The organism is Paractinoplanes ovalisporus (genome assembly GCF_016834655.1).
Classification (GTDB): domain Bacteria; phylum Actinomycetota; class Actinomycetes; order Mycobacteriales; family Micromonosporaceae; genus Actinoplanes; species Actinoplanes ovalisporus.
On record NZ_JAENHP010000015.1, the window covers coordinates 39,186 to 62,554 of the forward strand.

At 65.2% G+C, this 23,369-nt stretch carries 20 protein-coding genes; 14 read left to right on the plus strand and 6 right to left on the minus strand.

What is annotated here, in order from left to right; all coding sequences use genetic code 11:
- Positions 1-5: 5 nt before the first annotated feature.
- Together JIG36_RS33760 and JIG36_RS33765 are read left to right on the plus strand one after the other, a co-directional pair.
- Positions 6-479 carry an NUDIX domain-containing protein gene (locus JIG36_RS33760; RefSeq protein ID WP_203380477.1) on the plus strand — a complete coding sequence of 158 codons (474 nt, stop codon included), beginning with the start codon at positions 6-8 and terminating at the stop codon, positions 477-479.
- The gene (locus JIG36_RS33765) at positions 472-924 is read left to right on the plus strand and encodes a hypothetical protein (protein WP_203380478.1); all 453 of its coding nucleotides are present in this window, start codon (positions 472-474) and stop codon (positions 922-924) included. The genes JIG36_RS33760 and JIG36_RS33765 overlap by 8 nt, the downstream gene beginning before the upstream one ends.
- A 3-nt stretch (positions 925-927) precedes the next feature.
- Here the strand turns inward: JIG36_RS33765 and JIG36_RS33770 are convergent, their stop codons facing one another.
- On the minus strand, positions 928-1,476 hold the full coding sequence (locus JIG36_RS33770) for an HD domain-containing protein (RefSeq protein WP_203380479.1): 549 nt from the start codon (positions 1,474-1,476) through the stop codon (positions 928-930).
- Positions 1,477-1,601: 125 nt separating this feature from the next.
- Between JIG36_RS33770 and JIG36_RS33775 the strand changes: the two genes are divergently transcribed.
- Both JIG36_RS33775 and JIG36_RS33780 read left to right on the plus strand, forming a co-directional pair.
- Positions 1,602-1,769: a hypothetical protein gene (locus JIG36_RS33775; RefSeq protein WP_203380480.1), complete on the plus strand. Its 168-nt coding sequence runs from the start codon at positions 1,602-1,604 to the stop codon at positions 1,767-1,769.
- A 139-nt stretch (positions 1,770-1,908) separates the two neighbouring features.
- Entirely contained in the window at positions 1,909-2,643 is a 735-nt protein-coding gene (locus JIG36_RS33780; protein WP_307873019.1) for an XRE family transcriptional regulator, read from the plus strand.
- A gap of 300 nt (positions 2,644-2,943) precedes the next feature.
- Here JIG36_RS33780 and JIG36_RS33785 read toward each other — a convergent pair whose 3' ends face one another.
- Entirely contained in the window at positions 2,944-3,753 is an 810-nt protein-coding gene (locus JIG36_RS33785) for a hypothetical protein (protein WP_203380481.1), read from the minus strand.
- Positions 3,754-4,356: 603 nt separating this feature from the next.
- Here JIG36_RS33785 and JIG36_RS33790 point away from each other — a divergent pair.
- Both JIG36_RS33790 and JIG36_RS33795 read left to right on the plus strand, forming a co-directional pair.
- Positions 4,357-8,052, plus strand: coding sequence for a DUF4365 domain-containing protein (locus tag JIG36_RS33790; protein WP_203380482.1), 3,696 nt, complete (start codon positions 4,357-4,359; stop codon positions 8,050-8,052).
- Between the two features lie 644 nt (positions 8,053-8,696).
- Positions 8,697-9,032, plus strand: coding sequence for an immunity protein CdiI family protein (locus JIG36_RS33795; protein ID WP_203380483.1), 336 nt, complete (start codon positions 8,697-8,699; stop codon positions 9,030-9,032).
- A gap of 341 nt (positions 9,033-9,373) precedes the next feature.
- On the opposite strand, the gene JIG36_RS33800 is transcribed toward JIG36_RS33795, so the two are convergent.
- The 3 genes from JIG36_RS33800 to JIG36_RS33810 all read right to left on the minus strand — a co-directional run bounded on the left by JIG36_RS33800 (position 9,374) and on the right by JIG36_RS33810 (position 13,994).
- Positions 9,374-9,601 carry a hypothetical protein gene (locus tag JIG36_RS33800; protein WP_236048703.1) on the minus strand — a complete coding sequence of 76 codons (228 nt, stop codon included), beginning with the start codon at positions 9,599-9,601 and terminating at the stop codon, positions 9,374-9,376.
- A gap of 210 nt (positions 9,602-9,811) precedes the next feature.
- A complete protein-coding gene (locus tag JIG36_RS33805; protein WP_203380485.1) occupies positions 9,812-13,213 on the minus strand; it encodes a neuraminidase-like domain-containing protein in 3,402 nt (1,133 codons plus the stop codon).
- A 289-nt stretch (positions 13,214-13,502) separates the two neighbouring features.
- Entirely contained in the window at positions 13,503-13,994 is a 492-nt protein-coding gene (locus JIG36_RS33810; protein WP_203380486.1) for a peptidase inhibitor family I36 protein, read from the minus strand.
- A 490-nt stretch (positions 13,995-14,484) separates the two neighbouring features.
- On the opposite strand from JIG36_RS33810, the gene JIG36_RS33815 reads away from it, so the two are divergent.
- The 7 genes from JIG36_RS33815 to JIG36_RS33845 all read left to right on the plus strand — a co-directional run bounded on the left by JIG36_RS33815 (position 14,485) and on the right by JIG36_RS33845 (position 21,980).
- Entirely contained in the window at positions 14,485-15,570 is a 1,086-nt protein-coding gene (locus JIG36_RS33815; RefSeq protein ID WP_203380487.1) for a substrate-binding domain-containing protein, read from the plus strand.
- 1 nt (position 15,571) lies between these two features.
- Entirely contained in the window at positions 15,572-16,597 is a 1,026-nt protein-coding gene (locus JIG36_RS33820) for an ABC transporter permease (protein WP_203380488.1), read from the plus strand.
- Positions 16,594-17,367, plus strand: a complete 774-nt coding sequence (locus JIG36_RS33825; protein WP_203380489.1) for an ATP-binding cassette domain-containing protein — start codon at positions 16,594-16,596, stop codon at positions 17,365-17,367. Before JIG36_RS33820 ends, JIG36_RS33825 begins: the two co-directional genes overlap by 4 nt.
- A 30-nt stretch (positions 17,368-17,397) precedes the next feature.
- Positions 17,398-18,237 (plus strand): class II fructose-bisphosphate aldolase, encoded by an 840-nt coding sequence (locus JIG36_RS33830; protein ID WP_203380490.1) that lies wholly within the window; start codon positions 17,398-17,400, stop codon positions 18,235-18,237.
- Positions 18,234-19,679: an FGGY-family carbohydrate kinase gene (locus tag JIG36_RS33835; RefSeq protein WP_203380491.1), complete on the plus strand. Its 1,446-nt coding sequence runs from the start codon at positions 18,234-18,236 to the stop codon at positions 19,677-19,679. The genes JIG36_RS33830 and JIG36_RS33835 overlap by 4 nt, the downstream gene beginning before the upstream one ends.
- Positions 19,673-21,154, plus strand: coding sequence for an FGGY family carbohydrate kinase (locus JIG36_RS33840; protein WP_236048704.1), 1,482 nt, complete (start codon positions 19,673-19,675; stop codon positions 21,152-21,154). Before JIG36_RS33835 ends, JIG36_RS33840 begins: the two co-directional genes overlap by 7 nt.
- 61 nt (positions 21,155-21,215) lie before the next feature.
- On the plus strand, positions 21,216-21,980 hold the full coding sequence (locus JIG36_RS33845; RefSeq protein ID WP_203380492.1) for a GntR family transcriptional regulator: 765 nt from the start codon (positions 21,216-21,218) through the stop codon (positions 21,978-21,980).
- Positions 21,981-22,022: 42 nt separating this feature from the next.
- On the opposite strand, the gene JIG36_RS33850 is transcribed toward JIG36_RS33845, so the two are convergent.
- A complete protein-coding gene (locus tag JIG36_RS33850; RefSeq protein ID WP_236048705.1) occupies positions 22,023-22,565 on the minus strand; it encodes a hypothetical protein in 543 nt (180 codons plus the stop codon).
- A 167-nt stretch (positions 22,566-22,732) separates the two neighbouring features.
- Between JIG36_RS33850 and JIG36_RS33855 the strand changes: the two genes are divergently transcribed.
- Positions 22,733-23,368 (plus strand): hypothetical protein, encoded by a 636-nt coding sequence (locus JIG36_RS33855; protein ID WP_203380494.1) that lies wholly within the window; start codon positions 22,733-22,735, stop codon positions 23,366-23,368.
- Position 23,369: the final 1 nt, after the last annotated feature.

Genomic DNA, 23,369 nt, shown 5'->3' on the forward strand with positions numbered 1-23,369 from the left:
GGCGCATGGCCGGACGTACGGACTTCTACGACGACCCTGATGCGCCAGCAGCAACGTCCCTCGTCCCGTCAGCGAACGTCGTCGTCACAGATGACGCCGGCCGTCTCCTGCTGGTCCGGCGTTCGGACAACGGGAACTGGGCGCTCCCCGGCGGTGCGATGGACCTGGGGGAGTCTTTGCCAGACGCCGCCATACGGGAGACAGCCGAGGAGACCGGAATTTACGTCGAGGTCACCGGCTTGGTCGGCATCTTCACCGACCCACGACACGTCATCCTCTACGCAAGCAACGGCGAGGTACGACAGGAGTTCTCCGTCGTCTTCGCCGCCCGCCCGATCGGCGGCACCCTCGCAGCCAGCCCGGAGACGACCGAGGTCCGGTGGGTCGCCGCGTCGGAGGCCGAAGCGCTGCCCATGGACCGCTCGATGCGCAAGAGGTTGAAGCACTTCATGACCTCAGCGGACGTGCACCTTGGATAGCGACTGGCTCGGTGCCTTCGCAGACTCGTTCTCCGCAGTCGGCACGGTCGGCGCGTTCCTCGTCGGCTTCATGCTGTTGCGCCGCGAGCACCGGCGAGAGGCCGAACGCTCTGAAGACGCGCGCCGAGTGCAGGCCGAGCGAATCAGCGCCTGGGTAGAGATGACCCGAAAGCCCGACGGCGAACGCGAGCTGGCGTTCCACATCCACAACGCCAGCGGCATGCCAATCTACGAGGTCGAACTGCCCATGCCCGCATACGGCAACGAGGAACAGCGCTCAGAGTTCATCGGCCTCGTACCACCAGGCCGAACCATCCAACGTCCCGCGCCGGCCGATTGGCTCCGAACGTACGTAGAGCCGGAACCGGTACAGATCGAGTTCCTGGACAGCTCAGGCCGCCGATGGAGCCGCGACGAGCAGGGAGCCCTCTCCCGAACCGAATGATCCTCAGGCGCGATGGAGCGCGGCAGACACGATGCGCACTGATTTGGTGATCAACGGGCTCGCTTCCCGGATCGATTCGGCAACGAGGTCGCCGTCGCCGTAGCGGGCAAGGATTTCGGCCAACCGCAGCTCCACGTCGGTGGGCTCCCCATCCGGCGTCGTAGTCATGTCTGCATAAGTGATCGCATCCGCGGCCAGGCCGCCGACAGGTGGGAACTCCTGCTCAAGCTGGTCGGACAACCGGCGGTTCCTAGCCTCGATGAAGGCGCACGAGTGATGGGCGACCAGCCGGCACACCAGGTCATCAGCTTGGGCGACATCGCGCAGATAGCGAGCACCGTCGAGCTGATGCATCCCAGTCACCACCAGGTCCGGCGCGTACCCGACATCGTGCAGCCAAGCAGCAGCGATCAGGGCTGACGCGTCATCACCAACCAAATGCGCGACCGTCTCGGCCTTCCGTCCAACTCCCTGACTGTGGAACCAACGGCGGGGGATCGGCTCAGCCAACAGCGAGCGCGTGAGGTCGCGGGCACGCTCAACCTGATCCACATAGCGAGCCTATGTGAACGTACCGTCGAGCGCACGTGACGTCCTGTTGCTGCTCCTTCGCCTAGATCGAACTACTGAGCGGAACGCCCCGCTAATAGAACGGCGAGCCGACCGGCCACAGTCGGATGGACATCGCCGATCCGGACGACGGCGTAACCGCTGCGGCCCATGGCGTCGTGCAGCGCCGGGAAGTCTTGGCCTACATCGAACCCGGCGTCTTCGAGCGCAAGCGCAAGCCGATCAGTAGCACGCCGCGCTACCTCTTCATTCGCTTGGTCATCTTGACTCACTGAGCCTGCCCAGTCCTATCCCTCGACGCACGATGTCTGCTTGAGAGTCTTCGTGCCAGATCACGCCGCGTGAACCACGGCGCTAGGACGTCTTGGGACTTCTTGGATACGATGGGTCATCGCCAGCGATGGGAGTCGTTGCGTGACCAGTCCACTCACCCGCGCGATGCGAAGCGCGGGCATCAACGAGATCGACGTTGCCGCACGACTTGGCGTCGACCCGAAGACCGTGCGTCGCTGGATGACCGGGCGTAAGCCTTACCCGCGCCACCGCAACGCTCTCGCCGGCTTGACGGGATGGTCCCAGTACGACCTGTGGCCAGACCTCCCACCGGCCGCGGCCGATGGGCACCACGCCGACGAGGTCGTAACCGTCTACCCCCATCGATCCGCCGTGCCGGTGGATACCTGGACACGCCTCTTCGTCAGCGCCCGCGAGGAGATCAATCTCCTCGCCTACAGCGCCCTCTTTCTCGCCGACGACGTGGCCGCATCCGCTCAACTGCGCTACAAGGCGGAGGCTGGCGTACGGGTGCGCATCGCTCTCGGAAAGCCGGAGGGCGCCCACGTGCTTGATCGCGGCGCGGAAGAGCGCATCGGGAACGGTATGAGTGCTCGTATCCGCACTGCGCTGGTCGGATTTCGACCAGTCGTCGATGCTGGCGCTGAGCTGCGGCTGCACGACACGGTGCTCTACAACTCGATCTACCGCGCAGACAACGACCTACTGATCAACGCCCATGTCTTCGGACGGCCAGCTTCACACGCGCCCGTACTGCACGTGCGGCGACATGTTCCTGAGGGAATGGCCGCAACCTACCTCGACTCTTTCGAGCGGGTCTGGGCCTCGTGTTCCGACGCGTCCGTTGAGGCGTAGGCGTTGGGCAGCCCGACCGCACGCTCATCTGGGGGCACGCACGGCCGGGGCCTCGGGCAGCCGGTGTCCCAATGCTCGCGCGATCTGGATACCGGCTGTCTTGCCCACACTGCCTGAGCCACCCGGTAATGAGCACCGCATCCTTCTGGACGTCCCGGCGCATCTTGGCGTCGCAGACGTCCGCCGGACCTACCGTGTTCCCTCGTTCGCGGGATCTTGATCTATTGCCTTGCATTCCCAGCTCAAGGCCGATCACTTTCGGCGACAGGTTCATGCGGAATCGCCCATCGCGCTTCGGCGCTACTCATCACTCGGAGCTATGCGCGCGAGTGCCCTTAGGAGTGCCCTACTTAGGACCGGGTTATCGGCTTCTCCCGTCCAAGTAACGGCTTCTACAGTGGGCCTTTCGGAGTCGTTTGGGATAACAGGAACGACAGACTGGTTGTTGCTCATAACGCTGGACGAAAGAGGAAGGTTGGTAATCACCAGTATGGGTACCACGCTGCCGCGGGCGAAGCTTTGAGCTTGATAGATGGCGTTCATGCCGAGGCTACCCCGCTCGCCGTACTTTACCTCCACGTCAACCATTTTTCTGTCAACAATGAGCGTCAAATCAGGACCGCGATCATGATCATTCCGGACTACCGTGGCTCCTGCCGCTTGGAGTGCAAGCGTTAATCGAGTCAGATAAAGGTCCGCTCTGTAGCGTGGCAACTGCATGAGTGAAGGCTCAATAATGGAGGCGGCCTCGACGATGCCCGCTGCCACTTCGACGCTGTCTTCTGTCCGCGCCTGTTCGATCGCCCTCTCGACGCGTCGTCGACGCCGCTCAAGCTCAACACCGTGTTCCCCAGTACCCAATCTGATCAGAGGTGTTCCCTGTAAGCCCATGAGGGCGAAGGCGGCTCCGCTCAGGACCAGTACGGCCGACCCCGCTTGGTTGTCCGTGGCGAAGACCGACCAGGCACCGCCGCCACCGGCGAGAGTGCCGAAGAGAAGCGCGCCCACGCGCTCCCACGCAGTTAGTGGGGTTGGCTCAAACTGGTCGTCTACCTGTTGATGGTCTGCTTCCGAGGGCGCGGCTTGATCTTGCAATGGATTGTCTGACACGCGTGGACCATAGTGGACAGAGTCGTAAGAGCTCCAGCGCCCTCCATGGCAGCGAAGCCGACAGTTGCCGGCCGAGGCTCGACCCGTGCCTTGGGGCAAGAGGCCCGTGCGTACGGCAGTTGGTGTTGGACCCGACCCGTACGAGATGAAGTGGGTTGGGCGCGGGCCGGCCGCAGGCTCATCCGGGGGTATGCACGGATGGGTCGGCGGCCGGTGTCCCAAAGTTCGCGCTACTGGATACCGGCCTGCATCTCACACCGATGCTGTCATGCGATCGTGAGCACCACAGTTCCCGACGTCCTAGCGCATCTTGACGCCCACAGTTGCCAAGCAAATGAGAATCGGGCATTGCGGGTGAAGCCCGCGGCAGTGGTTCGACTCCGTAGCGGCTGGAGTTCGTTGGTGACACCTCATGATCATCGCCAGCGGTTCACCGACGAGAGAAGCACAGGAACTTCGTCTCAAGAGAGATCTATTGTCGGACCATCCATCCGGAGGTTCGAAGGAATGGCGACATGCCCGACACGTGCGTATCATGTTGCGGGTCCCACTACACAACTCACTCTCAGGATAGCCATGACGGAGTTCAGGAACCGCCGCGGCGTGAATATCGTAGAAGGCGCCTCGCTGAGCATTGGATGGTTCTTCCGTGAACAAGAAGTTAGCGACCAGGGAATTGACGCACACGTTGAGAAAGCCATGGGCGAAGTCGGCACCGGTCGACTATTAGCGATTCAGATTAAAAGCGGGCCGAGCTATTTCTCGGAGCCGGTCGAAGGCGGGTGGACGTTTCGTTTCGACGCCAAGAAGGCGAAGCTCTGGCTAAACCACGCGTTGCCGGTTATTGTTGTTTTGGTCGACACTGAGCAACGCGAATGCTATTGGCAAGCTATATCAAGCCGTACCGTCTCGACAACTGGCAAGGGATACAAAGTTCTAATACCTCGATCAAACGAAGTATTGGAAGCCGACTTGGAGTGGACCGAACTCGCTAGCGGCATTCAATCCCGTGCGGAAAACCTATTTGACTTCGCGCTCACCCAACTGCCGCCGTCTGTTGGAACGAAGCTCACCAATGCGTCGCCGAATGAACATCTAGATCTCGCCATCTTGGCGCTTCACCTTGCGGAGGGACGGAACAATCCGCAAGGGACCGTAGAGTCACTACTGGCCGCGAGTCCAGGCTGGATACAGCGCCAAGCTCCCAAGTCGTGGGAAGTCTTAGCGGCTTACTCGGCCGAGCATGGGTTACCCGAGCTTAGTGCGGAGGCCTTCGACCTCGCAGCTCAAGCCGATCCGGCGCGTGCCGGAAAGCTGTGGGCTATAGCGTCTATAAATGTTCTTTATGTGAACCGAACGCGCGCCGAGTTCTTTCTTACGCGCTCGGTTGAGATGGATCCTGTATCGCTTGAGTTGCTTGTTGCAAAGGCTTTATTTGAACACCCGCTGGAAGATGCTAGACCTCTGATTGCAGACAAATCTCTCGAAAGGGATAGCCCGCAAAATCGTAGTAGCTACTTGGTTCAATCATTTCTTGCCGAGCAAGCGACTAGGTCGGGCGATCCCGAGGCGGCCTGTCGACACGCCCGCGTTGCTATTGAGGTTGAGCCCCAGAATAGTGAAGCAATGCTGGCTTATGCGGATAAGCTTTTGCGTAGGTCGCGCTCCGGTATGCGTCAGGTTGGCGATCTGGTTGAAGCGGTAAGGCATCTAGAAATGGCACTCGCGCAAAGAAGGTCTTGGGCAGGACCGACTATCCCGGTGCTACTTGTGCTCATCAAGGCCTATGGCTTGAATGGTCAATTCAACAAGGTGTTGACGGTGTGCACGCTCGCTCCAAGGGGCTCTGCCAATGCCGACGAAGCCAGTAACAAGGACGTTTGTCGCCAAGCGGTTCTGGCAGCGTGGGCCTCTGGGCAAAGAGCTATGGCTGAGGATCTCTCTCACCACTTAGGCGATGAGCTTGAGGACAAGGTAGTTAAGGTGCATGCCGGTCTCCTTGTTTTGACAACACAAGAGCTGTCGGAACTGTGGAACGCTGAGATTTCTAGAGCGATTGCCGCCAAAGACTACGAAGCGATTGCCAAGTCAGCGATCGAGCTCGCTTCTCTTGGGCACGACAAACGTAGTGTGATCAGGCCATTTGTCGATGCGTCGATAATCCCGGAATCATACATCCATCTGATCGACGCGCTCGTCGTTGCGTCGTCGGACCTTGACGCGGCTGTGCCGAAACTTCGAAGCTTGGCCCGTGGTGATTCAACTGCTGCAGAATTTCTTATGGTGAAGTTGGCTGCGGCGGGCAGGCTGATGGAGGCAGCGGACAATTGCCAAGCCTTATTTGAGTACAGCCATGAACCTTACCTACTTATTTCCCGGGCTCAACTGTTAATCGAGGCTGGCAGCGAAACTGCCGAGCTGGCTGCTCGTATTGCTATTGACATAACTTCGGGATTTCCTGCTGAGCGGGCCGGTCTACTGACATTTCTTGGTAAGTGCGCTGCTGACCGCGATATGTGGGAGGAAGCTGAGAAGCTTTTAACCCAGGCGCTTGAGATGCGCCCTTTACCGACATCTGATGATGTGTGGCGCATTGTTCTTGCGCAAGTCAATCAGGGCCGGCTATCGCGAGCAGCCCAAACAATATCAGCTCATAAACCTACCGTGGTAACGGTGGATGAGGCTAGGCTGTGGCTTCAGGCAAACTCAGCCGTACCCTGGGGTGAAGCAATCGCCTCAGAAGCTTTGACTCTGGCGCAGCGAATCAATGATCCAGTCGTCTCAACTGCTCTGCTAGGTAATATCGTTATGAGGACGCACGGCGTGCAGCCGGAAGGTGAATCTGGCCAAGCGGTCCGTAGCCCCGATACAGGTGAAGATCTTGAAGAGCGGCGGCGGCTGGCGCAGCTTCCCGTTTCAGCTGATTTACATGTACAAGCATTTGCTGCGCTGCAAGACCTAGTAGAACAATTTGGCGAGGCGACTGGAGTAACGGTCCTTAACGGCGATCCCGTAGAGTTAGTCAAACATATGAAAAGCGGTGCACAGCTAGATGCAGAGGATGCTAGCCAGCTCTTAGAGGTCGTGCAATCTGCCCGTGATGGCAGAATTCCTCGTGCGTTTCTTGCCAGCCTAAGAGGGGCAAGTTATACGACGATGCTGGTGCAAAGAACCTTGGGCTACCTTGTCTCCGGCGCCTCAGATGAGGGAGAACATGACCGTGACATAAAGGCGGCTAATGAGGCTATTGGAGGTGCGGTCGTGGTCGACGCATCAACGCTCTGTGTATTAAGCGGGCCGGTGAACTCGGGTAGCCTCGAAGGTCAGTTCATGAGGATTTTAGCTTCATCAGGGACACTCAGAGATATTCACCGCGCAGCCCTTGATATTCGTGGGTTCGCAGGCAGTCCAGGAACGCTCGGATGGGACTCGGCTCGGAACGCTGCGACTTTCTGGAGCCTGGATGACTCCGAATACTTGAGGCAACTCCGTCGCGTACAGGCGGTCGAAGATTTTTCTGAGCGTGTCAGCTCGCGCGTTGTTTCTCATCTGAGTCTATTCGACAATGTGCCGCACGGGCCAATGGATGATACCTGGACGGAGCCTATTCAACTAGCGCACGATGGTGGCTTTGCGCTTTGGAGTGACGACATCGGTCTGCGTCGGCTTGCCCGACAGTTCAACATTCCATGCTTTGGAACTCCTGCACTAATTGATTGCCTGCGTGACCGTCGGATTTTGGACAACCGAGACGGAGTTCACCTGCAGCTGATTCTTTCCGAAACGGCTGCGCTCAATCGCGCTATTGCCTCAGACATGATTGTCGATGTACCTTTGCATCTCGAGGATCTACTAGTCATGGCCGAACAGGATCAGTGGCGCCCGCGTGCTGGCGCCCTAGTTCTGAGCCGGCCGTCTTGGTGGGCATGGCAAACGCAGCCTATTCGAGACCTGCTAGTCTTTTACAAAGTCGTGGGGCAAAATGATCCCGATTCTCTCTCGGAGTGGCAATATGCAGCGATGGTGGGGGCGGCTCGTTCCTTACAAGTCCCTGAAGTGGCTAGTAAGCTCTTGGCCTACATTGGCCTTGTCGGTTTCGGCAATGGCATAGATGCGGAGGTGGCTGTGGAAGGTCTAAAGCAAGCCCGAAGGGTGGCAGTCGATTCCGGCTTGCCGGACCCTGTTTTGCAGGTCCCCGCAGCGATCGGAACCATGGCGACTGCCGGAGGCATTGAGCGACCAGTCGAGCTGACGGAATATATCTTGGAGAGAATTGATCAGTTGGGCGCAGAGCAGTAGTTGGTTCCGGCTCGTTCGTGCGCGCCGAGAGCGCGGATTCGGACTGAAGCACGTGAGCGATCCTAGCGCCGTGGCGGCAAAGGATTGCGGCGGCTAACGCGGCAGTGAACGGGCTATCCCGGTGGGGTCACGGTATAAAAGCGCAGCTCTCTAGTAGTGATCACCGTGTGGAAAGCCAGCGTGTTGGGCTCCGGACACAAAACGCGGCGTCCTGCGTTTGCGGAAAGCGCAAACCAGGGCGTTTTGTCATGTCTGCTCAGGGGGCCGAGCCCCCTGAAACCCCACGGTGCGGCGGTCGCGGTTCTGAGGCACGCTTCCGGGCGACGCTTCTATGGCAGCGAGCGCGATTGCCCAATGTCGAAAAGACTCCGCGACAATCTCGCCGCCAGCCGGGGCACCCACGTCGACGGCACCACATCACTCGCCGAGACCTTCCGCCTGGAAGTCTGACCGGCCACCACCACAGAATCCCTCGTTTGCGGGACGATGACCGCTGCGGGTCTCAGTTCCTGCGGTCCGCGAGTGGTTCTGAGCGCGAGTAGCGGAGTTTGGGACCTGCCCTGGTCGTGGGTGCTTCGTCATACCGACTTGGGTCGTGCCGCAGTCGGCGGCGCGCCGGCCTCCGAGCATGCCACCATCACCAGATGGAGGAGGCGTATCGCCCTCACGCTCTTCGCGTGATGGCTGAGTACATGAGCGACGACCCCGTCTGGGACTCGGACCTTGACCATATGGGTCCGGTCGTTCTCCAAGATCTCGGTGTCAGCTCGCAGCTTGTCCAACGGTTGCGGGCGTGGAACGAGCGCTTCAATGGCATCGCGCTGACGGACTTCGAGTTCACCAGCGTTGATGAGGAGCAAAGCTGGCGGCAGGAAGGGCTGACGCTCGCTTACGAGTTGCAGAATGAGCTGCCGGACATCGAGATCAGCTATGCCGAGGACACGGATGCGAGGCCCGTCCGCGATCGTCGCGGACCCTGATTGCACCAGCTCCCGCGGGTGCGTCAGTTTGCGCTCCGTTCGGTTCGCCGCGATGACGGATCGCTCCAGCGTTCGGGTTCGGGATGCAGGCCTGAACCCCTGGCTTCTTTCCATGCTGAGCGAACGGAAAGGGCAGTATGCAGCCCGCCGAGCCCGACGACGGCCTGCTACCGCTGCTGCTCGAGATCTGCGAGGACTACTTCGCCCACACTTGCCCGATCGGCCACCGCGAGGTCGACGCCCTTCTCCTCGCTCGGGACATCACCGGTGGCCCGGGCCGGCATACGCCTCAGCGCCCTGGACCGGCCGGAATCGGGTTTGTTGAGTGTGCGCTGGGATTGTCACCGACCGTTGGCGATCGCTTCGGTTCGTAGGGCCAGCGTGGCGTGGACCTGGGCCAGTTGGGTGGTTGCGGTGAGCATGGCGAGGTCGGCGCCGGGCACGTACGGCTCCCCTGAGTGGTCGTCCTCGTTGATGTTGGTGTGGTAGTCGACCAGACAGATCTGGTAGAGGCGTTCGGCTTCGGCAGTCAGTTCGGCGGCCCGGTCGGCGTGTTCGTCGGCGGTCATGGCGATCATGGTTTCATGCCGGCTTGGCGAAACCGGGCCGAGTTACCCGGCGATCTTTGTTGCGGGGCTGGTGGCACGGCCTGACCACCGCTCGGTGAGGGCGTCCGACGTCCGGAAACCGCCAGCACTTCCACGACGCCGCATGAGCTACGTTTCGCTCGGCGGGCCATGGTAGAGGTGATCGAAACCCTGGAGCATGACCTTCGGGGGTCACCGGATGGGGATGGATGGAGTGTCGCTGCCGACAGGTAACGACTCGCGGATCCTGTGCAGTCGGTCCGCGATCCGGGACCGGTATTCGGCCAGCACCTCGTTCTCGGGGATCGTGAACACTCCCCCGGTCAGTTCCTCTGTCAGCTCCTGGTCCCAGGGCGCATCGTCGAGCAGCCCGGCGCCGAGCAGGTCCTGCGCCGACAGGTAGAGCAGCCATGCCTCGGCCGTGCTTTCCTCGGTGTTCTGGCCGAACAGCAGGTCCGCCCATTCCAGCAGGTTGCCCACGTATGCCAGCACCACAGCATGCCGGTGGACGGCCGGGCGCAGCCTGGCGATGGCGTACGGGTCGGACGGCCGCTGCCGGAACATGGCCAGCAATCGCTCCCGCTCCGCCGGCACGTTCAGGGTGCGCAGAGGCTGGAACCGCCAAGGCGCGTCGGTATCGGCCGGAGCCAAGACGTACTCGTACCAGCGACGGGCCTGCGCGAAGCGTTGCGCGGCCTGCAACCGTTGTGCGATCAGCAGCGGCAGGTGAGCGAAGATCTCCCAGTAGTACGGCCCGTTCGCGCCGCTGAAGTCCAGGCCGGCGCCGCTGGTTAGGCGACTCAAGTCGACCATCGGGGCGCGCACCCGGACCGCGTCGGTCAGCTGTTCGTCGGTGCTGACCGGCTGCTCGTCGGTCTGCTGGGTGGCGGGGTAAAGCAGCGCGGGCAGGCCGCCGGTGAGCAGCTTGTGGTTGAGGTCGGCGGCGGTGCCGGTGGTCAGCCGGATGAGCTCCAACGGCAGCGCCGCGAGTTCGTACGGGCGGAGCACGGTCAGGTCCTTGGCGTGCCGGCAGTAGCTGTCGCGGACGAACAGGAACAGCCCGTCGGCGCTGTCGAGGGCGGCGTCGAACGGTATGGCAGTGGGGTTGGGCAGCTCGGCCCACGCGCCCGCCACCGGTTGCGCGGCGGGCAGCGTGCTCGGCTCCTGGCCGACCGGGATCCGGCAGTAGCGGTCTGCGCTGAACAGGTACAGCTGGTCGCCGCGGCTCCAAGCGGCGGAGATGGGCCGCGGCATCTGCTGCGGATACCCGGGGTCGGGGTGTTCGGCGATCGTCTGGTCGGCGCGAAGCGTGTAGCGGTGCACCTCGCGGCCGCTGGTCAGGTACAGCTTGTCGTCGGTCAGCCAGGCGGCGTCCACCCGGGAGTTGTCGGCCATCTCGCTGGTGGCGTAGAGCGGTCGCTCGTTGCGGCTGCCGTCCAGTGTGACCGTCAGCAGGGTTGCGCCGCGGTTGTCGATGTAGTGGACGGTGTCCTGCTCGGCGAACGCTTCGCTTATGGTGCGGTCGTCGGGCAGCCGGTCCGGGTTCCCCCGCAGCTCGCGCGGGTAGCCTGCGTCGAGTCCGTCCCACCAGTTGCGCGTCCGCCGGTTGGTGTAGCGGGCGTACCGGGTCTCGCCGATGACGTAGGTGCGCGGCCCGGACACCAGCATCGTGACGATGCGGCCGAAGTCGGGGCCCAGCTTGAGTTGCTGGAGGAAGTCGGCCATCCGGATCGGACGGTCCAGGTCGTTCGAGCTGACCATGAGATCGGCCCGCTCCTGGCCGAACCATTCGGTGCCGTCCACGTCGGTGAAAGCCAGGTCGATGCGCGGCCAGGCCGGCAGCCGCTCGGCCGCGGCGGCCTGCGCGATGGATTGGGGATAGCCGGCGTCGACCTGGCCGAACGCCTGCCCGGTGTAGCGCAGGCAGCGGTCGCCGATGAACACGTAGGTGTGTTGGCCGGGCCGGGTGAGCACGGCGTCGACCGGGCCGGGTATGGGCAACGCCGACGGCAGCCGGCCGAACCGGCTGTTGATCGGCTGCGCCGCCGTCATCCGCCCGCCCCGCGCCGGGACGACCGTGTACCGGCCACGCTCGTTGTCGAAGAAGTACCGGTCTCCGCCGGGTAGCTCGAACGCTGCGTCGATCCGGTCCCACTCGGGCAACCGGTCGAGGTTGCCCCGCAGCGGCCGCAGCGGCGCGTCCTCCGGCTCGGTGATCACCACCGGCCGGCCCAGGAAACTGCCGCCCCGCACGTCGGCGCTGAACCACGGCCACGACTCGGCACCGTCCGGCACGTCGAAGCGGACCACGTCGGCCGCCGCGATCGGGTCCACGAAGAGTCGGGCGACCCGGTCGGTGGCCCCCGCCGCTTCGGTGCGGGCCTTCAGATCGGCCGCGTACGCCAAGGCCGCGTCGGCCGGCGCAGCGTCGACCCACAGCTCGGGGTGCAGGATGAAGAGCGTCGCCCCGCCCCGGTCGCTCTGTCCGGCCACTGACACGGTGTACGAGCAGGACACCGTGATAGCGGCTGACTGCGGACGTACGAGCAAATTGATCGCGCCGATGGTGCCGTCCTCGCGGGTGCCGGTGCCCAGGGTCTGCACCGGCGCCCATTCCTCGTCGAGTTTCTGGTACGAGTAGCGGATCCGTACCTGCTGCCGCTCAGCCTCCACCCAGAACACGAAGAGCCGGCCGAACGCCCACACCGGGTGCACCCGGTCGGCATCGATCGGCACGTCGATCGGCAGCCAGGGCGACCACCGCTCCGTCGTGGCGTCGAGCTCGGCGTGCCGGTAGGAGAAACGGCGCGGCTCGGTGCGGCTGCGGCCGATCACCACCACCCGGCGTGCCCCGCCCGCGTCGCTGTCCGGGGTGTCGACGAAACCACCGGCCACGATCAGCCGGGACGTCTCGGTGTACTCGTCCATGTAACGGCGCAACGCCTGCTCGATCACGGCGTCGCCGGGCTCGTCGTCGAGCAGGTCGCGTTCCAGGGCTGCGAACGCCGGTGTCTTGTCCGGCCGGAGCGACGGTCGCAGGTAGTTCTCCGGGTGGAGCAGGCGTTTGCGGTCGGCGGCCCACTCCGGATAGCCGCGCATCCCGTCGGCCTCCCGGCCCGGCAGGTGGCGCTGCAGGTAGAGCCGCACCGCGGTGATCGCCTCGCGGACCCGCGAGGTCATCACCTGGGCGCCGGTCTCGACGTCGATCAGGAACCAGTCGGACAGCTCGCGAGGTTGGTGCCGACCCAGTTCGGCGAGCACCGCGGTGACCAGCTTGTCGCGGGTTCGCAGCTTCACGTCGCCCGGCCGGTTCCGCGACGGCTTCGGCACCTCGGCCCCGCGACGTTCGAGCTCGTGCGTCAGGATCTCGTTGACGATGTCCAGGTAGGGCACTTCGGTGTAGCCGTTCGCGGCGGTCGGAGCGCCGGCCAGGTCGGGCCGGCGCTCGGCCAGTTCCTTCTCATCACCCACGACCCTCAGCAGATCCGCCAGGTAGGCCGCCGGCGAGTAGACCGACCGGGATGCCTCGCCGGCCACCGAATCGAGGACATCGATCGGCTGCGAACGACTGGGGGACGAAGTCTCCGGGATCATGGGAAAGCCTCCATGTGATGATCCGGGGATCGGCCGCGGGTACGCGGAGGAGAGGCGTCTGATCGGACCGAATCCGTGCATCCTCGAGCAATTGAAGATCGACGCTCGTCATAGTCGGGCACACCGGTACGGCTGGATTGTAGGCCTGGCAACGGGTTGCGGACCTCCGCCGATCATCGGAGCGACACCGTCCGACCGGTCCCTACGAAGTTGACGAGCAGCACTCCGGGGCTCGGCCGCCCGGTCGCCGTCAGGGGACGGCGACCGGATACTGCGGTTTCGAGAAGGATCAGCAGAAGACGTTCACGACGTCGACTCCCAGGTTGGCGTGGAAATTGCCCGTGCCCGGGTTGGTGCCGACGACCCAGCCCTTCAGCTCATAGCCCTTGCCGTTCCAGTTGTAGAGCGAGGCTGAAGCGCCTCTTTGATTCTTGAGCGAGTGGACGTTGTCCATGACCGAACTGCCGCCCAGGCCCACGAAACCGCATCCGATCAGCCACTCACGTGAACCGGTGCCGTCGAGTCCACTGTAGAAGCAGGCCGAGGCTTGGGTGGGGCAGTCATAGGCGAAGAGGGCCCGGTCGCGGAACACCCTCACCCCTGAGCTGTTCATCGGCCCGTCGGTCGATGGCGCCGGGTCCGCGTCCGCCTTCAGTGCGCCGGCTTTGTCCGCGCTGACGGCCGTCGCCCGGGACTGGGCGACGAGTTTCGTCTCGACTCCTTCCGCCTGAGCCGTGCCGATGGGAAGCAGGGCGGTGAACAGCGCGAGGACGGCCAGCAAGCCGAACAGCCCCGCGACCCGGTGTTTGTTTCTCAGCATGGGAACCCTTCCATCCTTCGGTGATCGACATAGACCGCTGCGGTCGAGACCTTTGTCTAGCGCCCAAGGAGTTGTCTGGCCCCTGCTCAGGTTGGTCAGACAATCAACTCTGAACAACCCGGAGACAATCGACGGTTGACGATGACTGGGGCGGCGGTGAGCAGCGCGACATCGCGCCCACCCCGAGCGCCCGACAGCCGACGCGTGCCCAGCTCGGCGACCCCCTCGCGGTCAGCGAGCCGGATTGACTCGACCACCCCAAGATGAGGGTGCGCTGACACCGAGGCGGAATTTTGCCCGGTTTAAGCAATATTTATGACGGTTCAGTCAGCCAAGATAAAACCTGCTCGTAATATTTGTACGTACAGTCTCGACATGAAGTACGGGTGGTGCTTAGAGTCACGTCGACAACTCGCGAGGCCGTGCAGCCTCCAGCCAAGGAGAGTCTTCAATGACGCGAATTCCACGAGCTCGACGTGCCATAACGGCTCTCGCCGCCGCTAGCGCCCTGGTGGTCAGCGTGGCCGCCTGCGGCTCCGGCTCGGACTCCGGCTCGGCCGGTGGCTCGGACAAGGCCAAGGTGACGCTGATCCTCAAGGACCTGCAGAACCCGTTCTTCACGGCTCTCGCCGACGGGGCCAAGGCCGAGGCGGCGAAGGACAACGTCGAGCTGACCGTCGTGGCCGCCAAGAAGGACGGCGACGAGCAGGGGCAGATCGACGAGATCGAGAGCGCCGTGCTCAAGGGCCAGGACGGCATCCTGATCCTGCCCAGCGGTCCCGCGGTCAACAAGGCCATGAACGACGCCAAGGCCCAGGGGGTCACGGTCATCGCGCTGGACACGCCGCCGGACCCGATCGACACCGCCGACATCACCTTCGCCACCAACAACTTCGAGGCCGGTGAGCTGATCGGCCAGTGGTCGAAGGCGTTCATGGCCGGCAAGCCCGCCGTCATCGCGATGCTCGACCAGTTCAGCGACCGGACCATCCAGACCGACCTGAACCGGGACCAGGGCTTCCTGCAGGGCATGGGCATCGACCTGGCCGACAAGACCAAGAAGGGCGACGAGGCCAAGACCGGCAAGTACGGCGACAACGGCACCTACACGATCGCCTGCCAGGAGCCGACCACCGGGGCCGAGGACGGCGGCCGGACGGCCATGGAGAACTGCCTGACGAAGAACAAGAACATCAACCTCGTCTACACGATCAACGAGCCGTCCGCGTCCGGTGCGTACAAGGCGCTGCAGGCCGCCGGTCTTCAGGACAAGGTCACCATCGTCTCCATCGACGGCTCCTGCGACGGCGTCGAGAACGTGACGAAGGGCGTCATCGCCGCGACCTCGCAGCAGTACCCGGTGAAGATGGCCGAGCTGGGCGTGAAGGCGGTCGCGGACAAGGTGGCCGGCAAGGCGCTGCCCGCGGTGTCCGAGGGGCTGGACTTCTACAACACCGGCACCGCGCTGATCACCGACAAGGCCGAGGACGGCGTCAAGTCGACCTCGACCGCCGACGGCTCGAAGATCTGCTGGTGACATGACCGCCACCGACGTCGAGACGAAGGGTCCCGCGGCGAAGAGCCGCGGGGCCACCCCGCTGCAGCGGGCTCAGCACATCCTGCACGAGCATTCCTGGGTCAGCCCGCTGGTGCTGCTGGTGCTGTCGATCGTGGTGTTCACCATCCTGAACCCCGCGTTCGCCCAGCCCCGCGCGATCTCGCTGCTGTTGCAGCAGACCGCCGTCATCGCCGCCCTGGCCGTCGGCCAGACGCTGATCATCATCACCGGTGGCATCGACCTGTCGGTCGGTGCGGCCGCGATCCTGGCCTGCATGTCCTCGGCGCTGCTGGCCGCCAACGGTGTGCTGCCGGCGCCGGCCGCGATCCTGGTCGGCGTTCTCATCGGCGCGATCTGCGGTCTGCTCAACGGGCTGCTGGTGTCGCGGGTCAAGCTGCCCCCGTTCATCGTCACGCTGGGCACGCTCAGCGTGTTCACGGCGATCACGTTGATGCTGACCGGTGGGTCCACGGTCCAGGGCGACGAGATGCCGTCGTGGATGACCGCCGCCGGTGAGCGGGTGCCGTTGTTCGGCCTCGATCTCAACGTGGGCATCATCGTGGTGGCCCTGATCTACGTGGCCGTCGGCTATGCCCTCGGGTTCACCGCGTGGGGCCGTCGGGTCTTCGCCGTCGGTGACGCGCCCGAGGCCGCCCGCCTCGCCGGTATCTCGGTCAGCCGGGTGCTGGTCAGCGTCTACCTGGTGGCCGGGGTCATCTACGGCATCGCCGCCTGGGTTCTGATCGGCCGGGCCGGGGCCGCCTCACCCAACGGTGTCGTCGACGCCAACCTGGCCAGCATCACGGCCGTCGTCATCGGCGGCACCAGCCTCTTCGGCGGGCGGGGCGGCGTGGTCGGCACGGTTCTGGGCGCCCTGATCGTGCAGAGCTTCGCCATCGGGCTGACCCTCGTCGGCCTCGACGACGAGTACCGCGTTCTGGCGGTCGGCATCCTCGTGATCGCTGCTGTGGCCGCCGACCAGTGGATCAGGAAGGTGCGCTCGTGACCGACACCCTGCAGAAGCGCCCGGTGCTGTCCGCCCGTGGCCTGCGCAAGACGTTCGGCAAGGTCGTCGGTCTGCGCGGCGTCGACCTCGACGTCTACCCGGGCGAGGTGCTGGCGATCATCGGCGACAACGGCGCCGGCAAGTCCACGCTGATCCAGTGCCTGACCGGGGCCCTGGTGCCCGACGAGGGAACGCTCGAGCTCGACGGGAAGCAGGTCTCGTTCAAGCGGCCCCAGGACGCCAAGGACGTCGGCATCGAGACGGTCTACCAGTCGCTGGCCATGTCGCCGGCCCTGGACATCGCCTCCAACATGTTCCTGGGCCGGGAGATCCGCCGGCCGGGCCCGCTCGGGTCGGTGCTGCGCCTGCTGGACACCAAGTCGATGCGTCAGAAGTCGATGGAAGCCGTGCAGCAGCTGGGTATCCGCACCATCCAGAACCCCGGCCAGCGCGTCGAGACGCTCTCCGGCGGTCAGCGCCAGGCGATCGCCGTGGCCCGGGCCGCCGCGTTCGGCTCCAAGCTGGTCGTCCTCGACGAGCCGACGGCTGCCCTCGGCGTACGGGAATCGGGTCTTGTCATCGACGCGATCAAGGCACTGCGGGACCGGGGCCTGCCGGTGATCCTGATCAGCCACAACATGCCGCACGTGTGGGAGATCGCCGACCGGATCCACATTCAGCGGCTCGGCGGATCGGCCGGTGTGATCACGCCGTCCAGCCACGACATGACGGAAGGCGTCGCGATCATGACCGGCGCGAAGACGCTCTGAACCCCGTACGGGAAATGAAGGGATTTTGACATGGGTCTCGTCAGTGGGCTTGAAGTCATCGACGAGTGCGTCTCGCGGGGGTTGGTGGCGGGCGCCTTCAACACCACCAACATCGAGACCACGATGGGCATCGTCCAGGCCGTCGAGAACACCGGCGTCCCGACCTTCATCCAGGTCGCCCCGACCAACGCGGTGCTGTCGGGCTACGAGTACATCTACGACATGGTCAGCCGGCGGCTCGCCTCGGTCGGCGTCCCGGTGGCGCTGCACCTCGATCACGGCCGCACGCTGGACGACGTCAGCGAGTCCCTGGCGGCCGGGTTCACCTCGATCATGATGGACGCGTCGGGGTACGAGTACGACAAGAACGTGTCGCTCTCGCAGAAGGCCCGGCAGCTCACCCCGGCCCGGTACGCGCTCGAGGTCGAGCTCGGCAGCATCGGCGGCAAGGAGGACGACCAGGGGCCGGAGCGCGAGGCGACCACCGACCCGGCCCAGGTGGCGGCGTTCGTCGAGGCGACCGGCGCCGAGCTGCTGGCGGTCTCGGTCGGCAACGTGCACGGCTACGCCCCCGACGTGCGCATCGACGAGGAGCTGCTGCGGCAGGTCCAGCAGGCCAGTGCCGTCCCGCTGGTCATCCACGGCGGTTCGGGGCTGCCGGCCGAGCAGCTGGCCCGCCTCAACGAGTTCGGGGTGGTCAAGGTCAACGTGGCCAGCGACCTGCGTAACGCCATGATCAGGACGTTCGGCGAGGCGTACGCGGCCAACCCGAACGAGACCTCGCTGATCCGGGTGTCGCGTCAGGCCGTCACGGCGATCACCGACGTGGTCGAGGCCCGCATCCGGACGCTCAACCCCAAGCTGTCATGAAGCCCACGATCACGATCGACATCGGCACGACCCGGGTCAAGCTCGGCTTCTTCGACGCCGACGGCAATCAGCTGGCGTCGGACAAGCAGCCCACGCCCAACGTGACCGACGCCTGGGGGATCGTCTACGACGTGGACGCCCTTCTGGCGATCATCATGCGATTCGTCAAGAACCTGGAACCGGCGCACAAGGACGCCGTCGAACGGATCGCCATCGCCGGTGTCGGCGAGTCCGGGGGCCTGGTCGGAGCCGATCTCCAGCTCCGCTCACCGATGATCCTCTGGCACGACCAGCGGGGCGCCGCCCTGATCAACGGGCTCGGCAACAGCGCGCGGTCGCGGATCTACCGGGTGACGGGACTTCCGCCGAACGCCAACTACGCGCTGTCGAAGGTCGCATGGGCGGTCGCCAACACCCCGGGCGGCACCGATGATCTGCGCTGGCTGAACGTCTCCGAATACGTGGCGGCCTGGCTGACCGGCGAGCGCTGGGCCGAGTACTCGCTGGCCAGCCGGACCATGGCCCTCGATCTGCGCGCGGGCGTCTGGTCGGAGGAGATGTGCGAGCTGGCCGGGGTCAGTCCCGGGCTCTTCCCGGAGCTGCGGCACGCCGATCAGGGGCAGGAGATCTCCAAGGAGATCGCGGGCGAGACGAAGCTGCCGTCGTCGGTCAGCGTGCATGTCGTCGGGCACGACCACATGGTGGGCGCGGTGGGCGCCGGTCTGCGCAAGGGCGAGGTGCTCAATTCGACCGGTACGACGGAGGGTGTGCTGCTGCTGAGCGACGAGCCGAGCCTGGACAGCTACTCGGCCCGGTCGATGCTCGCCAACGGCCTCGCCTGCGACGGCTCGGGCTACACCCTGTTCGCCTCGATCCCCACCGGCGGCTCGGCCTTCGAGACCCTGCAGCGGATGCTCGGCATGTCGGAGTCGATGCTGGCGACGTGCGTGGCCGCCCTGAGCGAACGGTATCTGTCCGGCAAGATCGACCTGGCGGCCATCCCGGTCGTCGTGCCCCAGTTCCGGGGCAGCCCGCCGCCGGAGAAATCCTCGAAGGCCCGCGGGCTCATCGCCAACCTCAGCAGCGACGTCCGGGCCGAGGACATCGTGTTCGGCTGCTTCCTCGGCCTGGCCATCCAGTTCAGCACGGTGCTGGAACTGTTCCGGACCGACACCACCACGATCAAGGTGATCGGGCCGGCCAGCGAGAACCGGCTCTGGCTGCACCTGAAGGCCGACTTCCTCGGAGCCGACCTGAGCGTCTCGAAGTTCCCCGAAGTGGTGTCCCGGGGTGCTCAGGCCCTGGCCTCGGCCCAGACCGGCAGCTGGGACTCGTGCCGGCCCTCGGCGGTGCAGGCCGACCCCGGCCGGCACGCCCAGCTGCGCGAATGGCGTGAATCGGTGCGACCGGTCATGCGCAACCTCGGGCACATCGCATGGTGACGCTCGTGGCCGGGATCGACTCCTCGACCCAGAGTTGCAAGGTCGAGGTCCGGGAACTGCACACCGGCCGGCTGATCCGGGAGGGCCGGGCGCCGCACCCGCCCCAGAAGATCGTCGACCCGGAGGAATGGTGGCAGGCCCTGCTGCTGGCCGTGCAGCGAGCCGGTGGCCTGCACGACGTGTCGGCGCTGTCGGTCAGCGGGCAGCAGCACACCCCGGTGTTCCTCGACCAGAACGGCGCGGTGGTCCGGGACTCGCCGCTGTGGAACGACACCGGTTCGCACCCGCAGGTCGTGGCGCTGAACTCCGAGCTCGGATCCGGCGAATGGGTACGGCGTACGGGACTGCCGATCACGTTGTCGGACACCGTCGTGAAGCTGCGCTGGCTGCGCGACACCGACCCGGAGAGCACCCGTCGCACCGCGGCCGTCGCCGTCGTCCACGACTGGCTCACCTGGCGCCTCATGGGCTTCGGACCGGGCCGGGCCGACTTCAGCCGGCTGGTCACCGACCGCTCGGAGGCCAGTGGCACGGGATACTGGTCGGGTGAGACCGGTGACTACTGCACCGACCTCGTGCAGCACGCCCTCGGCAAGAACGTGATTCTGCCCCGGTTGCTCGGTCCGCTGGACCGCGCCGGCGTCACGTCCCCGGGGATCCCGGGCATCCCGGCCGGAGTGGTGATCGGCGCGGGCAGCGGGGACAACGCCGCGGCCGCCCTGGCCCTGCAACTGCGGGTCGGCGACGCCGTCATGTCGCTCGGCACGTCCGGGGTGGTCTACAGCCGCAGCGCGCAACCCGTGCACGACTACTCGCGGGTCATCTGCAGCTACGCCGACGCCACCGGTGACCATCTGCCGCTGGGCGCGACGCTCAACGCCGCCCGCGACCTGGATGCCGGGATCGCCGTGCTGGGCTGCGACTACGACGAACTGTCGGCCCTGGCCCTGCAGGCCGCGCCCGGCGCCGGCGGTCTCACCCTGCTCCCCTACTTCGAGGGTGAGCGCACTCCCGACCTGCCGGAGGCGACGGCCTCGCTGCACGGCGCCACGCTGGCCAACTTCACCCGGCCGAACTTCGCGCGCGCGGTGATCGAGGGCATGCTGGCCAGCCAGGTGGTCATGATCGAGGCGATCCGCGCCTGCGACGTGCCGGTGAACCGGCTCCTGCTCATCGGCGGGGCCGCCCGGAGCCCCGCCGTGCAGCAGGTGCTGACCGAGATCATCGACGTTCCCCTGCTGCTGCCCGAGCCGGGCGAATACGTGACGATCGGCGCGGCGGTCCAGGCCGGCGGGGCGCTCAGCGGACACTTCCCGGACTGGCATCCGGTCGTCCGGGAGGTGCCGCGGGCCGAGACCTCGAGCCTGATCATGAGCCAGCACCGGGCCGCCCGGAAGGCTCTGGCCTACGACCCGGCACCCCCGATGGCCGCGGTGTCCCCGCTCGACCGGCTCCGTAACGCGGCCGCGAGTTGAGTCCGGCCGATCTTGTCATGACACTGGTCCGTAAGATTCGTCGGAGCCGATGGGAGGTGCGATGACAGGCATTGATCGGGCCTCTCCGGTGCCTTACTACGTGCAGCTCTACGACCTGTTGCTGCGCATGATCCAGGACGGGGAGCTGGAACCGGGGCAGAGACTGCCCGGCGAGAGCGAACTGCATCGTGACTACGCCCTCTCCCGGCCCACCGTCCGCCAGGCTCTCGACATGCTGGAGGCCAACGGCTACGCCCAGAAGGTGGCGCGGCGCGGCTATTTCGTGGCCGCGTCCGAGGCGCCGAAGGGCTGGCTGATCGAGGGCCTGGGCGGTTTCCTGGAGAACGGTCTGGGGCACGGCGATCCGCACGTGACCACCACGGTGGTGCACTCCGGCGAGCAGCAACTCTCCGACGAGATCACCGCCGCCCTGCGCATTCCGCGCAGTTCCGTCGGATTTGTTCTCGAGCGGGTCCGCAGCGTCGCCGGAACCCCGGCCCTGTTCAGCACGAACTGGACGCCACCGGCAGTGGCCGGCGTGGTCGCCGCCGCCACCGGCGTTCGCGACGGGACGTCGTCGCTGACGCTCGCCCTGCGCGCGGGCGGCTACGCGGCCGCCGGCGCACGACGGGTCATCCACGCTGTCACCCCGAGCCCGGAGATCGCCGAGCACCTCAAGGTCCCGCAGTCCACGCCGCTGCTGCGGATCCGCTCCACCACGTGGGACAAGCTGCACGTGCCCTACGACCACTACGAGACCTGGCTACGGACCGACATCGTGCCGATCGTGGTCGACGCCACCACCCGCGGAGCCGAGTCCACCTAGAACCACCCGGCCCGGACCATGCGGTCCGGGCCGGTTTTCTGACTATCGGAGGCGGGCCATGGCCGCCCGGGCGAGCCCGTTCGCCAGGGTCGGATCGCCGGCGCCCAGATACGAGTCGGACACCATGATCACTACGACGTGGCGGCCCACCGCTGCCGCCACGTAGGCGACCCAGCGGTCGCCCAGGTCGTAGTTGCCGAGGAACAACACGGTGTCGGGGCCCAGGTGGTCCTCGGCGACCGGGTCGAAGCCGTTGTCGGCGCCGCCGACGCCGCAGTCGGTGAGTTGGGACTTCAGCTCGGTGAGGTAGCGCTGAGCGCCGTCACCGCGGAAGCGGGCCACGTTCTGATAGATGCGGAACCGGGTGTCGTAGTCGGCGGCCTGGGCTCTGCTCGCCACGGGGTGCGGGATCGGACGGTCCGCGCAGGGCTGGGGCAGCAGCGGCCACGCCAGTCCCTCCTCGACCGGCCCAGGCACCGCGCCACCCAGGTCGTCCGGTTGCAGCATGAGCCGATCCGGGATCCCCCGTGGTCCCGCCGCGGCGGGCCCGGTCGCGGCCAGCAGGGCCACCACCACCGCAATCATCGCAGTCAATATGCGTCGCATGCCGGCCATCATTGCTGCCGCCCGCAACCCGAGCACAGATCGCGGCGTCCAGGTGATGTCCAGTGCGTGTCCAGCCCGGCTGAATAGCTTTTCCGCAATGGATCACAGCGCGACGGACAAACGCGCAGCGGAATGAAAGAGGGGACATGCGTAATCGTGTGTGGAAAGTCTGTGCCCGGACCGTAGTGGCGCTCACCGCCAGTGTCGCGGCCTTCGCCACCGCCGGAGTTTTGGCTGTCGCGGCGCCGGCCGCCGCCTCCGGCTCGTCGAGTTCGTCGGTCATCGACGTCACCAACGGTCAGTTCAGCGTCATCCTGTCGAACCCGAAGGTCGGGCGGCTGGCGGCGGCCGAGGACAACATCACGGCGTTCCACGGCTTCAGCTCGTTGCAGAACATCGTCATCCAGTCGCAGGGCTTCGACCTCGAGGGCCGTATTCAGGGCACCCTTCGGACGTACAACTTCCGGAGCCTGTGGCAGGTCTACAACCTTCCGTCGTCGTCCGGCTGGAAGGTGTGGGCGCTCAGCTTCAAGAAGGACACCAGTCAGAGCGTGCTGAAGGAGACCTTCCGCAGCGAGCAGCTGATCGACGTCGCCATCGACATCCGGTTCAAGGTGTCGGCGGCCGCGCTGCACGGGGTGTCCACTCTGCGCATCGGGTTCGAGACGTTGAGGCTGCAACTCAACGGCACGACCAAGGACTTCACGGTCGTCAACGGGGCCTCCGGCGGCGCCAAGGACCAGGACGGCGATGACGTCCCGGTCGACTTCGAGCCGCTCTGAC